This window comes from Actinomadura geliboluensis, from assembly GCF_005889745.1.
In the GTDB taxonomy this organism is placed as follows: Bacteria; Actinomycetota; Actinomycetes; order Streptosporangiales; family Streptosporangiaceae; genus Spirillospora; species Spirillospora geliboluensis.
The window spans coordinates 1-15,382 of the sequence record NZ_VCKZ01000214.1; the positions used below are offsets into that span (position 1 = coordinate 1).

Sequence of the window (15,382 nt, forward strand, 5' to 3'; positions counted from 1 at the left end):
GCCCGGGGCCGAGTGGCTGCTGGACGGGGTGCCCGAGCTACTCGGGGTCGATGACTCGCCGGACGGGCTCGTCGCGCGGCATGACGTCGTGCTGGAGCAGGCGCGTCGGCGTGAGGGGCTGCGGATCGGGAAGTCGCGGCGGGTGTTCGAGGCGCTCGTGCCGGCCGTGATGGAGCAGAAGGTCCTCGCGCAGGAGGCGTGGCGCGGGTGGGGGTACCTGCTGCGCCGGTTCGGGGAGCCCGCGCCGGGTGCGCCGCACATGCGGGTTCCGCCGCCGCCCGAGGTATGGGTCCGGATTCCCTCGTGGGAGTGGCACCGGTCCGGGCTGGAGGCCGTCCGGGCTCGGACGATCATCGGGGCCGCGCGGGTCGCGAAGCGGCTGGAGGAGGACGCCGGGGAGGCGCGGCTCAGGTCGCTGCCCGGGATCGGGGTCTGGACCGCGGCCGAGATCCGGCAGCGGGCGGTCGGGGATCCCGACGCCGTCTCCGTGGGCGACTACAACCTGCCCGGCCTGGTCGGCTGGGCGCTGGCGGGCCGCAAGGTGGACGACGCCGGGATGCTCGAACTGCTGGAGCCCTATGCCGGCCATCGGTACCGGGTCACCCGGCTGCTGGAATCGTCCGGGAGGCGCCCGCCGAGGCGCGGCCCCCGGTTGCCTGTCCGGGACTACCGGTCGTTTTGACCGGGTCCGCCGCTGAGCGGCGGCGCAGCCAGAAGTTGTTCGGGGTCCAGTCGAGGCCGTCGCGGCTGTCGGCGCCGAACAGGGGGCCGAGGACGGCGAGGGCGACGATGATGCCGAGCACGTACAGCATGGTCTTCTTCTTTCAGTGGGATCGCTGAAGGGGCGTTCCCGCGCGGGGCGATCGGTGGAGCCGGGGTGTCCGTCCTTCCCATCGCACCTTTAGTTTGACTCCGTCCAACGTTCAGGTCCAGCGACCTTTCCTGGAGGGATTGTGTAAGAATCGCTTCACTATGTTGGATCTGGGGCGGTTGCGGGTGCTTCGGGAGCTCAAGCTGCGCGGGACGCTCGGGGCCGTGGCGGAATCGCTCGGGTACACGCCGTCGGCGGTGTCGCAGCAGCTCGCTCAGTTGCAGAAGGACGTCGGCGTGCCGGTGGTGGAGCGGGCCGGGCGGCGGCTGCGGCTGACCACGGCGGGGGAGGTGCTCGCCGAGCACGCCGAGACGCTGCTGGCGCAGGCCAAGCAGGCTGAAGAGGCGACGGTCGCGGCGAGCGGGCGGGTCGCCGGGGTCGTGCGGCTCGTGGGGTTCCAGACGGCGCTGTTGCATGTGCTCGCGCCTGCGTTGCCGCAGTTGGCGCAGAAGTATCCCGAGCTTGTGGTCGATGTACTGGACGAGGAGTTCCATCGGGTTCTGCAGGCGCTGGTGCTGCAGGAGATCGATGTGGTGCTGACCGATGAGTACTCGCATCTGCCGCGCCCTAGGCGGCCTGAGCTGACGTCCGAGGTGCTCGTCACGGAGATGATGCGCGTGGCCTTGCCCGAGGGGCATCGGCTCGCGTTGGACGGGGCTCCCGTGCGGATGGCGGATCTCGCGGACTCGCCCTGGGTGACCGGGCATGTCGGGACGAACCACGCCGACCTGCTGGAGCGGACGTGTGTGGAGCTGGGCGGCTTCCGGCCCGATGTGCGGTACCGGTCGAACGACCTGCTGATCATCTTCGCGATGGTCGCGTCGGGCGGCGCGGTGTGCCTGATCCCCGACCTGGCGCTCGCCGAGCGGGAGGAGGGCATCGTGGTCCGGGACGTGGCCGATGCCCCGGTCGACCGCCGCATGGTCATGTGGACGCGGGTCGGCGCCGAGGTGCGGCCGTCGGTGCGGGCCGTCCTGGAGGAGCTCCGGGAGTCGGCGGACGCGCTGGTGGAGCGGCGTCCCAGCACCGTTCGCGGCGCTCCTTGACTCAGGTCTTCCAGGACGTGAGCGCCTCGTCGATCTCCTTGCGGGTGGGGAGGCGGAGCGACTTCGGTGGCTTGTCCGGGACGTTGTACTCGGTCGCGTAGGCGGTGTTCAGGGCGCCGTCCGGTGTGCGGAAGCCCGCGCGTTGGAGGATGTTGCGGGCCGAGCGGGTGCCTAGGGCCGCCTGGAACGCCTCTGCGGCGTCGCGTCGGCGCGGGTCCTTCGTGGTGACGGCGTAGGGGTGGTCCAGCATCAGCGTGCCCTCGGTTGGCAGGAGGCTGACGACGGGGTTCGGACGGTGGGTTTCGTTGTAGGCGACCACTGCTTGCTCTGTGGTGACCGCGAGGGGGCGGGTGAACCTCTCGGCGGTGGTGAGGGTGGCCAAGGTCGCCGTTGAGCCGCCGCCCTTGCGGAGGGCCTTGGCCACGTCTGCTTTCTCGTCGAGTTGTTGGAGCGCGAGCATCGCTACCGTGCCCGTCATGCCGGCGCTTGGGTCGGCCACGGTGCGGGCTAGGGGGAGGTGGTCTGCCTTGTCCTTGAGCAGGAGCTTCCAGCTGATGTCTATGTCGGTGCTTTGGAACTCGTCTGCGACGGGGCGGGTCGTGGCTAGAACCACTGGTGTTGCGGCCACTGGTGTGCCGGGCATGTTGCGGCCCAGCCATAGTGACGACTCCGGTAGCCAGGCGTCCGACTGGCCCTTGTAAGCGGCCGGTGCGACCGGGGTGACGCTGGCGTGGACGCAGCGCCCGCCAACGCGGTGCTTCTCCACGTTGAAGCGGGACGCCACGTCCTTCAGCGCCGGTGCTATCTCCGGCTGCGCCGCGACGGTGATCCGGACGTCGGCGCCGGAGCAGGCCGGTGCGGAGAACAGACCGGATGCCCACGCGCCGCCGCCTGCGCCCGACAGGAGCAGCGCCAAGGCCGCCCAGAGCGCCGGGCGCCGCCACAGCGGGCGTCCGTCTTCGTCCACGTGTCCGTCATACAGGACTGAGCGGCAGCCGCTTCCCGAATTTGCCGATCCCGTCCGTGCGGCGGGCGGCTTCCAGACGCTCCGCCGGCACCTCGCCGTAGAGGGTGGTGCGCTGCCTGGCCGGACGCCCCGCGCGCGCCGCGATCGCCTCCAGTTCGCTGATGGGCTTGAACGAGCCGTTCTCCGACCCCGCCATGCGGCTGATGGTCTCTTCCATCAGCGTCCCGCCGAGGTCGTTCACGCCGCCTTGCAGGACGCGCGTGCACAGTTCGTCCCCCAGCTTCACCCACGACGTCTGGATGTTGGAGATCGCTCCGTGCAGCAGGATGCGCGCCAAGGCGTGGACGGCCACGTTCTCCCGAACTGTGGGCCCGGGACGTGCCAGCCCGGCGAGATAGATGGGCGAGTTGTGGTGGACGAACGGAAGCAGCACGAACTCACTGAATCCGCCCGTCCGCTCCTGGATGGACCTCAGCAGCTTGATGTGCGCGACCCAGTGCGACGGGGTGTCCACGTGCCCGTACATCATCGTGGACGTCGTCGGTATGCCGATCTCGTGCGCGGTGGTGACGACCTCGACCCACTGGTCGGTGGGCAGCTTTCCCTTGGTCAGCACCCAGCGGACGTCGTCGTCCAGGATCTCGGCGGCCGTTCCCGGTAGCGAGTCGACCCCGGCCTCCTTCGCGGCCTGCAGCCACTCCCGGATCGACAGGTCCGTCCTGGACGCGCCGTTCACGACCTCCATCGGGCTGTAGGAGTGCAGGTGGATGTCGGGGGCGCGCCGCTTCACCTCACGCGCGAGGTCGAAGTAGGCGGTGCCGGGCAGGTCGGGGTGGATGCCGCCCTGCATGCAGATCTCGGTGGCGCCCGCCGCCCATGCCTCGTCCACCCGGTCCCCGACCTGTTCCAGGGACAGCGTGTAGGCGTCGGCGTCAGTGCGGCGTTGTGCGAACGCGCAGAACCGGCAGCCGGTGTAGCAGACGTTGGTGAAGTTGATGTTCCGCGTGACGATGTAGGTGACGTCGTCCCCTACGGCCTCGCGTCGCAGGTCGTCGGCGAGGGAGGCGAGGGCGTCGAGCTCCGGGCCTTCGGCGTGCAGGAGGGCGAGCGCCTCGTCGTCCGACAGCCCGGCAGGGTCCTGCTCCGCGCGCGCGAGAGCGGTCTTGACGTCGGCGTTGAAGCGCTGGGGCGCGGACATGCGCTCCTTCAGCGCGTCCCAGTCGCCGTAGACCTCGTCGAAGTCGTCGCGCCGGTCGCTGGTGCGGCCGGTGGTGTCGATCGTCGTGTGCAGGTCGGTGCGCCCGGACGCCTCGAAGCCGCCGTCCGGCTCCTGCCAGGGGCGTCCTTCGAGGACGGCGTCCTCCCGCGCCAGCCCGGTCGCCGGGTCGGCCAGGGCGGCGACGTGCCCGATCAGCCGCGGGTCGAGCCACGGCTCGCCGCGCCGCACGTACTCGGGGTAGATCGTCAGCCGCTCGCGCAGCGTGAAGCCCGACTCGGCGGTCCGCTCCGCGAGCTCGTCGATCTGCGGCCACGGCCGCTCGGGGTTCACGTGGTCGGGGGTCAGCGGCGAGACTCCGCCCCAGTCGTCGATGCCGGCGCGCAGCATCAGCGAGTACTGGTCGGCGACCAGGTTCGGCGGCGCCTGGATGCGCGCCTTCGGCCCGAGGACGAGCCGCGTCACCGCGATCGTCGCGGCCAGCTCCGCCAGCTCCGCGTCCGGCGTGTCCCGCATCTTCGTGTCGGGCTTCGCGCGGAAGTTCTGGACGATGACCTCCTGGATCGCCCCGTACTCCCGCATCGTCCGGCGGATCTCGAAGACGGCGTCCGCGCGTTCCTCGACCGTCTCGCCGATGCCGATCAGGATCCCGGTCGTGAACGGCACGTTCGTGCGGCCCGCGTCCTCAAGGACGCGCAGCCGGACGGCCGGGTCCTTGTCGGGCGACCCGAAGTGCGGGCCGCCGCGCTCGCTGAACAGCCGCGTCGCCGTCGTCTCCAGCATCATGCCCATGGACGGGGCGACCGGCTTGAGCCGCTGGAAGTCGCGCCACGTCAGCACGCCCGGGTTCAGGTGCGGCAGGAGCCCGGTCTCCTCCAGCACGCGGATCGCCATCGCGCGCACGTACGAGAGCGTGTCGTCGTACCCGTGCGCGTCCAGCCATTCGCGGGCCTGCTTCCACCGGTCCTCGGGACGGTCCCCGAGCGTGAACAGGGCCTCCTTGCAGCCCATCGCGGCGCCCTGCCGCGCTATCTCCAGCACCTCGTCGGGGCTGAGGTAGGGCGCGTCGAGCCGGTGCGGGACGGTCGCGAACGTGCAGTAGCCGCAGCGGTCCCGGCAGAGCCGCGTCAGCGGGATGAAGACCTTGCGGCTGTAGGTGATGACGCCCGGACGGCCGGCGGCGTCCAGACCGGCGTCCCGGGTGCGGGCCGCGTAGGAGAGCAGATCGTCGAGCTGCGCCCCGCGGGCCTGCAGCAGTGTGGTGGCCTCGGATCGGTCCAGTGTCTTGCCGTCGCGCGCGCGGGCCAGGGCCCGACGTAGAGCGGAGCTCGTGGCGTCCATGCGGGCACTCTATGCCAATCGTCATAATTTGTGCCGCGCCGGGGTCCCGCCAAGGCCGGCGTGGAGTCCCGTACCCACGCCAGCCCCGGCCGGACCCGATCTATTCCCGCCTACCGGACCTCGACGGCGCCGGCTACCGGACCTCGATGAACGCCTCGGCGCTGCGCGGCGGGCGCTCGCGCGGCGGCGCGGCGGCGTGCCCGACGCCGACCGCGCCCATCGGGTCCCACTCGTCGGGCAGGTCGAGGACGTCGCGGACGACGTCGCGGCAGAACATCGTGCTCGACACCCAGCACGAGCCGAGCCCCTCGACCGCCAGCGCGACCAGCAGGTTCTCCACCCCGGCGCCGGTCGCCACGACGAACATCTCGCGCTCGGCGCGCGACCGCCGCTCGTCCGGGTAGTCGTGCGAGCCGTCCATCACCAGGCACGGCACGATCAGGTACGGCGCCCGGCGCAGCACCTCGCCGCGGCGCAGCCGCTTCGTGATCGACTCCGCGGAGAAGCCGTCGCGGCGCAGGTCGGCCTCCCACGCGTCGCGCATCGCGTCCAGCAGCCGGGTCCGCGACTCCGCCGACTCCAGCAGGACGAACCGCCACGGCGTCGTGTGGTGCGGCGCCGGCGCGGTGATCGCGGCGTCGACCGCGCGGCGCACCGCCGCCGGGTCGACGGGCTGGGCGGTGAACTCGCGGATCGTGCGGCGCGCGCGCAGCACGTCCGCCGACCCGAACCTGAACATGTCCTCGTCGGGGGGACGTACGAGCGCCTGCGCGCCCGGCCCGTCCTCGGCCGTGACCAGCTCGGAGAGCCCCCGCACGACGGCGATCGGCACCCCGTCGAGCTTGCCCTTGACCAGTTCGCCCGCCGCGGCGATCTCGTCCGCCACGGCGGTGATCGTCGCGTCGAGCCGGTTGCCGTGGGGGTCGGTGCGGCCGCGCAGGTCGGCGAGCGGCTCCAGCCCGGCGACGCCGATGGCGGCGTCGGTGAGCCCGTTGCGCCACGGCCGCCCCAGCGTGTCGGACACGATCACGGCGACGTCGGCCCCGGTGCGCTCCCGGACCCCGGCCCGGATGCGCCGCGCCGACGCGTCCGGGTCTTCAGGAAGCAGCAGCACAGTGCCCGGCCGGGTGTTGGACGCGTCCACCCCGGCCGCGGCCAGCACGAGCCCTTGGCGCGTCTCCACGATCCGAGTCTCGCCTCGCGCGTGCGCGCGCCGCGCGACCACGCGCACCGTCTCGGCGTCGATGGCCTTCTCCCGGTCGTCGGCGAGCAGGACCCGCCCCTCCGCCTTGCTGACGATCTTGGACGTGATGACGAGCACGTCCCCGTCCTGCACCGTCCCCGCCGGGACCAGCGCGGCGATGTCGTCCCCTTCGGCGACCTCCGGCAGCCCCGGAACGCCGAAAACCTCAAGCCTCACTCGGCGTCCTCCGCCCGCTTCAACTCCATCGCCAGGTCGACCGCCGCCCGCGCGATCGCGGCCGTGGCCGCGGCGTCGCTCATCAGCAGCGGCCGGGACCGGACGTCGATGCCCTCGACCCGCACGTCCGCGTCGGCCTCGTCGACCAGCCAGCCGTCCAGCAGGCCCAGCCCGTACAGTTCCGCGACCGCCCGCGCCGACGTCTCCACGCCGATCGCCGTCAGGCACGCGTCGGCCATGCCCCGCACCGGCGCCCCGCCGATGATCGGGGAGACGCCCACCACGGTCTTCGCGGCCACGGCGTCCCGGATGCCGGGCACCGCCAGGATCGTCCCGATGCTCACCACCGGGTTGGACGGCGGGAACAGCACCGCGTCGGCCGCCTCGATCGCCGCGAGCACGCCGGGCGCCGGCTTGGCGTCCTCCGCGCCCACCGCAGCGATCGACAGCGCCGGAACGGACGCCCGCAGCCGCACCCACCACTCCTGGAAGTGGACGGCCCGCCGGCCTTTCTCGTCCTCGATGACCACATGCGTCTCGACCTGGTCGTCGCTCATCGGAATCAGCCGGACGCCCGGATTCCACCGGTCGCACAGCGCCTCGGTGACCGCCGACAGCTTGTAGCCCGCTTCGAGCATTTGCGTCCGGACGATATGGGTCGCGAAATCGCGGTCGCCGAGCCCGAACCATCCCGGGCCGACGCCATAGGCGGCCAGTTCCTCCTTGACGGTGAACGTCTCGTCCGTCCGGCCCCAGCCCTGTTCCTCGTTGATGCCGCCGCCGAGCGTGTACATCACGGTGTCCAGGTCAGGACACACCCGCAGCCCGAACAGGGAGATGTCGTCCCCGGTATTGCCGATGACGGTGATCTCCGCCTCCGGAACCGCCTCCCGCAGGCCGCGCAGGAACCGGGCGCCGCCGATCCCGCCCGCCAGACACACGATCTTCATAATCCAACCCTACGGGGCGCCGTCCGCGCATGGAGATCTGCACCGAAGAGGCGCCGCGCGGATCGCGCGGTCCGCGACGCGGGTGCGGGGTCGCCGCTCCGGACGAGACTGTGCAAAGCTTTGCCGTGTAATGGATTGCCTCAGTCTGGAGAATTCACCGTGAACAAGGAAGCCGTCCAGCGCCTGCGCGAACCGGCCGCCTGGGTACTGCTCGCCGCGGCGGGACTGCACTTGCTCGCGGGGCTGATCTCCCTTCTGGGCGGCGACGGCACGTTCACCGGCCGCGCGCTCGGCGAGACGCGGGGCGGGACGTTCCTGCAGATCGCCCTCGTCGGGATCCTCGTCCTCGCGGTGCTCCTGGTCACCTGGGGCGAGACGCCGACCCCGCAGGCCAGGACGATCACCATGGGGGCGCTCGGCGTCCTCGGCGGCATCGTCCTGTTCGGCGTCATCGCGTGGCTCAGCGGGATGCTCGCCGACTCGGAGTACACCTCGGCGGTGACGAAGCTGTCCGCGTTCCTGGAGGGCGCCGGCAAGCTCGCCGTCGTCGGAGCGGGCGGCTGGTTCGTCTTCACCGTCTTCCAGGGGATGCAGCCCGCGCGTCCGAAGGCCCAGCCGCAGATGCAGCCGGGCTACCCCGACTTCGGGTACCAGCAGGGCCAGCAGGGCCAGCAGCAGTTCGGGCAGCCGCAGCAGTACGGCCAGCAGCAGGACTACCAGCAACAGGGCTACGAGCAGCAGCAGTACGGGCAGCAGCAGTACCAGCAGTACGGGCAGCAGCAGCCGGGCGCCGAGGGCCAGCAGGCCGCTCAGCAGTACGGGCAGCAGCAGTACGGCCAGCCCCAGCAGTACGGCCAGCAGGACTACCAGCAGTACGGCGCCCAGGGCGGCTACCAGGCCGGTCAGCAGCAGCCCCAGAACCAGCAGCCCGCCGCCGACGAGGAGATGGGCGAGTGGACGCGCGCCTACGGGGGCTCCGGCGGCGACCAGGGCCCGCAGGGCACCCAGCCCGCGCCCCCGCAGGGCGAGCAGGGCGGCGACTGGTACCGGGACAACCGGCCCCCGCCGCCGCAGTGATCCGCCGCGCCGCCCGCGTGCGCCGACCCGGCGTCCAAGCGCGGCGGTGACCGCCCGATTAACTGATCTTCATCCAAAGGTCAGCGAGCCCATCCCGGCATAAGCCGTTTTGTCGCCCAGGAAAGCTCTCCGGCTTGACGGGGCAGTCGCTACACGCGTGTAATTTCGTCCGTGTAGTTTCAATGCCTTCTCGGGGGAAGGAACCGGAGGGAAGGCATTGACCAGGGGGTTCCACGGGCAGGGAGGTGCGCTGTGAGCGAGGTGGTCATCCCGCTGGCGCACGGCACAGACGGCGAAGAGATGGGCTGGCAGGAGCGCGCCCTGTGCGCGCAGACGGACCCGGAGGCGTTCTTTCCGGAGAAGGGCGGCTCCACTCGCGAGGCCAAGAAGGTGTGCCGGGCATGCGAGGTGCGTACGGAGTGCCTGGAGTACGCGCTGCAGCACGATGAACGTTTCGGCATCTGGGGAGGTCTCTCCGAGCGGGAGCGGCGCAAACTGAAGCGCCAGGCCGTCTAGCGGCGTCCAGGCCGCCCGCCGCCCGTCCCGGATCTCGGGGGAACCGGGGCGTGCGCCGAGCGGTCGCCGTACAGTTATCAGCCGTGCCGGCCCCGGCCGGCACGGCTGACGTCTTCCCGCACGCTTCACCACGACCCTGTCGTCCCACAGATCGAGCGATCATTGGCCTCCACTCTCGATCGCCACGTCGTCACGGCGGTCCTCGTCGTCCATGACGGCGCCCGGTGGCTTCCGGAGACCTTGAAGGCGCTGCTCACGCAGGCGCGGCCCGTGCAGCGCCTCGTGATCGTGGACACCGGCAGCCGGGACCGCGGGCCCGCCGTGCTCGCCGAGGTCGTCGGCGCGGGCACGGTCCTCACCCTGCCGCGCACCACCGGCTACGGGGAGGCGATCGCGGAGGCGCTGCGGCAGGACGCCGCGTCCGCGCCCGTCCCCGACGACGAGCCCGGCACGCCGCGCACCGAGTGGCTGTGGCTGCTGCACGACGACTCCGAGCCCGCCCACGACGCGCTCGCCCAGCTGCTGCGCACCGCCGGCGCCGACCCCAACGCGGCGGTGCTCGGCCCGAAGGTCCGCGACTGGGACGACCGGCGCGTCCTGCGCGAGCTGGGCGTCACCGTCGATGCCGCCGGGCGCCGCGAGCGCGGCCTCGACCGCGACGAGTTCGACCAGGGGCAGCACGACGGCGTCCGGGACGTCCTCGCCGTCGGCAGCGCCGGGATGCTGGTCCGCCGGGACGTGTGGGAGCGACTCGGCGGCTTCGACGTCGAGTACGGCATCTTCCGCGAGGACCTCGACTTCTGCTGGCGGGCGCACGCCGCCGGGCACCGGGTCGTCACGGCCAGCGACGCCGTCGTCTACCACGCGGAGGCGGCCCGGCGCGGGCTCCGCGAGATCGGCATGACCGCCGAGCACCCGGCCCGCCGCGACCGCCGCAACGCGCTGTTCACGCTGCTCGCCAACCAGCCGTTCCCGGCGATGCTGCGGGCCCTCGCCCGCAACGTGTGGGCGTCCCTCGCGCACGCGCTGTTCCTGCTGGTCACCAAGCGGCCGGGCGCGGCCCGCGAGGAGCTGCGCGCGCTCGCCGACGTGCTGCGCGACCCGGGCCGGCTGCGGCGGGCCCGCGCCGTCCGCGCGGACGGCCGCACCCGCGTGCACCGCACCGTGCGGCGCTTCCAGCCGCGGTGGGTGGTGCTGCGCCGGGCCGTCGAGGCGGTCTCCGAGCACCTCGCCGCCCAGGAGCGGGCCCGCGAGCAGCGGGAGGAGGACGACGTCACGGTGGACGAGCCCGGCCCGATCCGCCGGTTCCTCGCCCGCCCCGGCGTGCTGCTCGTCCTCGCGCTGACCGCCGTCGCGGTCGCCGCCGAACGGTCCCTGCTGACCGCCGCCGGTCGGCTCGGCGGCGGCGCGCTCGTGCCCGCCTGGGGCGGCGCAAGCGACCTGTGGGAGCAGTACCTGACCGGCTGGCACCCGGTGGGGCTCGGCGCCGACGCGGGCAGCCCGCCCTACGTCGGCGTCCTCGCGGCGCTGTCGACGGTGCTGTTCGGCAAGCCGTGGCTGGCGGTGTCGGTCCTGCTGCTGGGCAGCGTGCCGCTCGCCGGGCTCACCGCCTACCGCGCGTCCCGGCTGCTGATCACCGAGTCGCCGCTGACCGGGCGCCGGGCCCGCGCCGCCGGGCGCCGTGTCCCCGTCGCCGCCGTCCGCGCCTGGTTCGCGGCCGTGTACGCGCTGCTGCCCGCCGCGACCGGCGCCATCGCGGGCGGACGCCTCGGTACCGCCGTCGTCCTCGTGCTGCTCCCGCTGATCGGGCTGTACGCCGCCCGCCTCTACGGAGTGCCGCGTTCGGAGGCCGCCCGCTTCAACGCCGCCACCCGGCGCAAGCGCGCCGGACGGGCCGCCTGGACGGTCGCGCTGCTGCTGACCGTCGCGATGGCTTTCGTCCCGCTCGTCTGGCTTCTCGCCGTGCTGGCGGCCGTGATGGTGTACGCGCTGCTCGACCGGCCGGGCCCCCGGCAGGGCCGCCGCAACCTCGGCATCGCGCTCGGGGTGCCGCCGCTGCTGATGCTCCCGTGGACGGTCGGCCTGCTGCTGCACCCGTCCCGTTTCCTGACCGAGGCGGGCCTGCACCGCCGGTTCGAGCCCGCGACGGCCGCCGACCTGCTGGCGCTCAACCCGGGAGGGCCGGGCACGCCCGCCCGGTGGGCGCTCGCGGGCCTGCTCGCGGTCGCCGTGCTCGCGCTGCCGCTGCGCAGCCGCCGGGGCAGCGTCCTCGCGGGCTGGCTGCTGGCGGTGTTCGGGCTGCTCCTCGCGGTGCTGATCAGCGCCATCACCGTCACCAAGGGCGCGGACGCGGCTCCGGTCTGGCCCGGCGTGGTGCTGATCTTCGCGGGGGCGGGGGTGCTGCTCGCCGCGACCGCCGCCGTCCAGCGCGCCACCGAGGTCCTCGCGGGCAAGGACGTGATCTACCGGACGGGCGGCGCCGTCGTGGTGCTCGCCGCGCTGAGCGCGCCCGTCCTGTCCGCCGCGCTGTGGGTGGTCGGCGGTGCGGGCGGGCCGCTCGGCAAGGTCGACCCCGACACGGTGCCCGTGTTCCTGCACGCGCCGGGCGGGCCGAGAACCCTCGTCCTGCACCGGGAGCCCACCGGACGGGTCTCCTACACGATTCTGCGGGACGAGCGTCCGAGACTGGGCGAAGCAGAGGTCCCGGTGGGCGGCGAGGCCCACGAACGCTTGAACGACCTGGTAGCTGGCCTGGCCGTGGGACGTGAGGGCGACGACGGGCCCGCACTGACCCGTATGGGCGTCCAGTACATCCTCGTGCCGCACCCACAGAAGGACCCGGTCACGAAGGTCCTGGACGCGTCACCGGAACTGACCCGCCTCAGCCGTACCGAAACGTTCGCCGTTTGGCGGCTCCAGGCGGCGTCCGCCCGGATGATGCTTTTGCAAGGCTCCACCGTCACGCCCCTACCTGCGGGCCGGATCAACGCCCGCGTGCAGATCCCTCCGGGACAGGGCAAGCGCACCTTGCTGCTGGCCGAAGCCGGGGACGGCGGCTGGCGAGCCACCCTGAACGGCGAGGAGATCCTCGAATGGCACACGGTGGACGGCTGGGCGCAGGGCTATGACATCCCTCCGAGCGGAGGCGAGTTCAAGCTGACGCGCTCGGACAAGATGCGGCACACCTGGGTCGTCATCCAGGGCGTCGCCGTCCTGGCCGTGCTCGTCCTGGCGCTGCCCGGCGCGCAGACCGACAACCTGACGTTCGGTGGCGACCGGCAAGGGCGCCACCACGGACGGCGCGCGCGCCGCCGTGGACGCCGCCGCGCAGGCCATGCCGCCCACGTAAAGCACGAGCAGTCCCCAGAGCCACCCCCAGAGCCACCCTCAGAGCCGGCCAAGGAGCCGAGCCCGGAGGAGGTGCCGTGACCCCCATGCGCAAGGCTCTGCTGGAGAAGGCCGTGCCGGAAAGGGCCGTGCTGGAGAGAACAGTGCGACTCCTCGGCATGCGCTACGCCACCGCCGCGCTGATGCTCGTCGCCGTCGCCGCCCTGTACGGGGCCGCGACCCTGTCGCGTCCGGGGGAGGCGTCCGAAAAGGGCCGCACGGTGCCCGTCGCCAACGCCGTGATGGTCTGCCCAGGGCACGAGGGCGGGCGCCTGGCCGTCCAGTCCCTCTCCCAGAGAGGCGGCGGGAGCGTGGAGATGGCGCCGTCCAAGGGCGGCTCCCCACTCGGGTCCATGTCGTCGCCAGGCCAGGGCTGGAACGGCGACACCAAGTCCAGCGGCGACGCCTACACCGTCCGCGGCACCGGTCCCATCGCCGCCGGGCTGGAGGCCGAGCAGACCACGTACTGGCCGGGCGGTCCCGACCGCGGCCTCGCCAGTGCCCGCTGCGCCGCCCCCGGCACCGACCTGTGGTTCCTGGGGCCCGGCCCCACAGCCGCCGACCAGCTCGACCTGTACCTGACCAACGTCGACGCGCAGCCCGCGTCCGTGAACCTCACCGCCCTGTCCGGCGAGGGGCCCCTCGACACCCCGGACGGACGCGCCACGCCCGTCGCGCCCTACACCACCCGGGTCGTGCGCATCGGCGGGTCGCCGGAGGGCCTCGGCGACATCGTGAAGACCGCCGCCGACCTCGCGCTGCGCGTGCAGACCACCAGCGGGCGCGTCGCCGCGTCGGTGCGCGCCCGGATCGGCGCGAAGCGCGGCATCGAGTGGCTGCCGCGGTCGGCCGAGCCCGCGACGTCCGTCCTCGTGCCCGGCGTGCCGGGCGGTGCCGGCAAGCGCCGCCTGCTGGTCTCCGTCCCCGGCGACGACGACGCCCGCATCAGGGTGCAGGTGATCACGCCGGGCGGCGCGTTCGCCCCGCAGGGCCAGGACGTGCTGGACGCCCCCGCCGAGACCGTGACGTCCGTCCCGCTCGACGGCGCGCTGTCGGGGAAGGCCGCCGCCGTCCGGCTCACCGCGGACCGGCCGATCCTCGCGGGCTTCGCCGCCGACCGCGGCGCCGACATCGCCTACGGCGCGGCGACGGCGCCGCTCGCCGCCGGCGGCCCCGGCGTCGTCGCCGACAACCGGTTCGACTCCTCGCTCGTCCTCACCGCGCCGTTCGGGGCGGCGACCATCGAGGTCACGACCGTCAACGCGGCCGGGCGGAGCCGCCCGCAGGAGATCGGCGTCCAGGCCGGGCGGACGGTCGAGGCGAAGCTGACCGCCCCGAGCGAGGCCGACGCCGCGACCGCCTACAGCGCGATGATCGTCCCGAAGCCGGGGTCGGGGCCCGTCTACGCGTCCCGCGTGCTCGCCACCGGCAAGGGCGACGGCTACCTGTTCACCGTCCTGCCGATCACCCCGGCCCGGACGACGATCCACCTGCCCGACACCGCCGACTCCCAGACCGCCCTGACCCCCTAGGCGTGCGGGCCAAGCCGCGCGGGCCTCAGTCGTCGGGGGAGTCGTAGCTCGGGTCGACGGACTCGGGGGAGAGGCCGAGGAGTTCGGCGACCTCCTCGACCAGCAGGTCGCGGATCAGCCGGGACTGCTCCGCCTCACCGGAGGCGCGGGCCTCGACGGGCCGGCGGAACACCACGATGCTCACCGCCGGCTCCCCGGCGGGGACCGCGGAGGCGGGCGGCCGAGCGGAGCTCATCGGCGGGACGGCGGTGGGCGGTGACCGGAGGACGGTCTGGCCGAGCGGGACGGGCCCGTCGAAGCCGGGTTCGACGATCGGCACGTCGTCGACCGCGAACTCCACCTCGGCCAGTTCCGGACCCCAGCGCTGGACGAGCCGGCGCACCTCGTCGTCGACGAGGTCGTCGAACCGCTCGGCGCGGGTCCGCGAGACCGGCGCCTGCGGGGGCGTCAGAGGACCACGGATGCCGCGACCGTGACGGTCGCGACGCCGTGCGCCTGCCACACGGGGTCGCACGCGTCCAGACTACCTCCGCCGTCGCCGGTGACCCGCGGGGAGCCGCCGGGAACCGGGTGCCAGCGGCTCGCCAGATGTCGCACGGTGAGAGTTCGTCTCCGTACGGAATGTAGTTCTTACCCCGGAAATCGCCCGGTAACGGCGACACGTGCGCCGGGGTGGTGGCGGAGCCGCTGGGAGGGGGGTACGGTCAGCCATCGTGAGCCCCGTCCGCACCTGCTCCCGCACCGCCTGCAAGGCGCCTGCAGTGTTCACGCTCACGTACGTCTACCGCGACTCCACCGCGGTCCTGGGGCCGCTCGCCACGTACGCAGAGCCACACTGCTACGACCTGTGCGCCGAGCATTCCGAGCGGCTCACCGCCCCGATGGGGTGGGAACTCGTGCGGCTCCCCGTCGAGGAGGAGACCGAGCCCAGCGCGGACGACCTGGAGGCCCTCGCCGACGCCGTCCGGGAGGCCGCCAAGCCCGCGCCCGGCCCCGGCCAGGAGCCGGTCGGCCAGGGCACGGAGGTCGGCCGCCGCGGCCACCTGCGCGTGCTGCGCT

General features: G+C 73.0%; 12 protein-coding genes. 7 read left to right on the top strand and 5 right to left on the bottom strand.

Features of this window, described 5'->3' with window-relative positions; translation table 11 throughout:
• Positions 1–682: DNA-3-methyladenine glycosylase family protein (locus ETD96_RS25960; RefSeq protein ID WP_138639103.1), on the top strand; the 682-nt coding region annotated here is incomplete at its 5' end.
• A 314-nt stretch (positions 683–996) separates the two neighbouring features.
• Complete coding sequence (locus ETD96_RS25965) at positions 997–1,917, top strand: LysR family transcriptional regulator (protein WP_240808213.1); 921 nt, start codon at positions 997–999, stop codon at positions 1,915–1,917.
• A gap of 1 nt (position 1,918) precedes the next feature.
• On the opposite strand, the gene ETD96_RS25970 is transcribed toward ETD96_RS25965, so the two are convergent.
• From ETD96_RS25970 to cofD, 4 genes are all read right to left on the bottom strand, one after another.
• On the bottom strand, positions 1,919–2,884 hold the full coding sequence (locus tag ETD96_RS25970; RefSeq protein ID WP_171069236.1) for a substrate-binding domain-containing protein: 966 nt from the start codon (positions 2,882–2,884) through the stop codon (positions 1,919–1,921).
• Positions 2,885–2,891: 7 nt separating this feature from the next.
• A complete protein-coding gene (locus ETD96_RS25975; RefSeq protein WP_138639106.1) occupies positions 2,892–5,441 on the bottom strand; it encodes a bifunctional FO biosynthesis protein CofGH in 2,550 nt (849 codons plus the stop codon).
• Positions 5,442–5,574: 133 nt separating this feature from the next.
• Positions 5,575–6,861: a coenzyme F420-0:L-glutamate ligase gene (locus ETD96_RS25980; RefSeq protein WP_138639107.1), complete on the bottom strand. Its 1,287-nt coding sequence runs from the start codon at positions 6,859–6,861 to the stop codon at positions 5,575–5,577.
• Entirely contained in the window at positions 6,858–7,811 is a 954-nt protein-coding gene (gene cofD / locus ETD96_RS25985; RefSeq protein ID WP_138639108.1) for a 2-phospho-L-lactate transferase, read from the bottom strand. The genes ETD96_RS25980 and cofD overlap by 4 nt, the downstream gene beginning before the upstream one ends.
• Before the next feature lie 159 nt (positions 7,812–7,970).
• Here cofD and ETD96_RS46050 point away from each other — a divergent pair, with 159 nt between their 5' ends.
• The 4 genes from ETD96_RS46050 (at position 7,971) to ETD96_RS26005 (ending at position 14,323) form a co-directional block, all read left to right on the top strand.
• A complete protein-coding gene (locus ETD96_RS46050) occupies positions 7,971–8,888 on the top strand; it encodes a hypothetical protein (protein ID WP_205719464.1) in 918 nt (305 codons plus the stop codon).
• Between the two features lie 300 nt (positions 8,889–9,188).
• The gene (locus ETD96_RS25995; protein WP_171064042.1) at positions 9,189–9,404 is read left to right on the top strand and encodes a WhiB family transcriptional regulator; all 216 of its coding nucleotides are present in this window, start codon (positions 9,189–9,191) and stop codon (positions 9,402–9,404) included.
• A gap of 162 nt (positions 9,405–9,566) precedes the next feature.
• Positions 9,567–12,833, top strand: a complete 3,267-nt coding sequence (locus ETD96_RS26000; RefSeq protein WP_138639109.1) for a glycosyltransferase family 2 protein — start codon at positions 9,567–9,569, stop codon at positions 12,831–12,833.
• Positions 12,834–12,838: 5 nt separating this feature from the next.
• Positions 12,839–14,323, top strand: a complete 1,485-nt coding sequence (locus ETD96_RS26005) for a DUF5719 family protein (protein WP_240808218.1) — start codon at positions 12,839–12,841, stop codon at positions 14,321–14,323.
• Positions 14,324–14,348: 25 nt separating this feature from the next.
• Here the strand turns inward: ETD96_RS26005 and ETD96_RS26010 are convergent, their stop codons facing one another.
• The gene (locus ETD96_RS26010) at positions 14,349–14,837 is read right to left on the bottom strand and encodes a metallopeptidase family protein (protein WP_240808215.1); all 489 of its coding nucleotides are present in this window, start codon (positions 14,835–14,837) and stop codon (positions 14,349–14,351) included.
• Positions 14,838–15,036: 199 nt separating this feature from the next.
• Here ETD96_RS26010 and ETD96_RS26015 point away from each other — a divergent pair.
• Positions 15,037–15,382: DUF3499 domain-containing protein (locus tag ETD96_RS26015; protein ID WP_138639111.1), on the top strand; the 346-nt coding region annotated here is incomplete at its 3' end.

Excerpts from the sequence above, each read along its gene's own strand:
- ETD96_RS25975 (WP_138639106.1), bottom strand. The coding sequence starts at position 5,441 with ATGGACGCCACGAGCTCCGCTCTACGTCGGGCCCTGGCCCGCGCGCGC.
- cofD (WP_138639108.1), bottom strand. The coding sequence starts at position 7,811 with ATGAAGATCGTGTGTCTGGCGGGCGGGATCGGCGGCGCCCGGTTCCTG.
- ETD96_RS25995 (WP_171064042.1), top strand. The coding sequence starts at position 9,189 with ATGGGCTGGCAGGAGCGCGCCCTGTGCGCGCAGACGGACCCGGAGGCG.
- ETD96_RS26005 (WP_240808218.1), top strand. The coding sequence starts at position 12,839 with ATGCGCAAGGCTCTGCTGGAGAAGGCCGTGCCGGAAAGGGCCGTGCTG.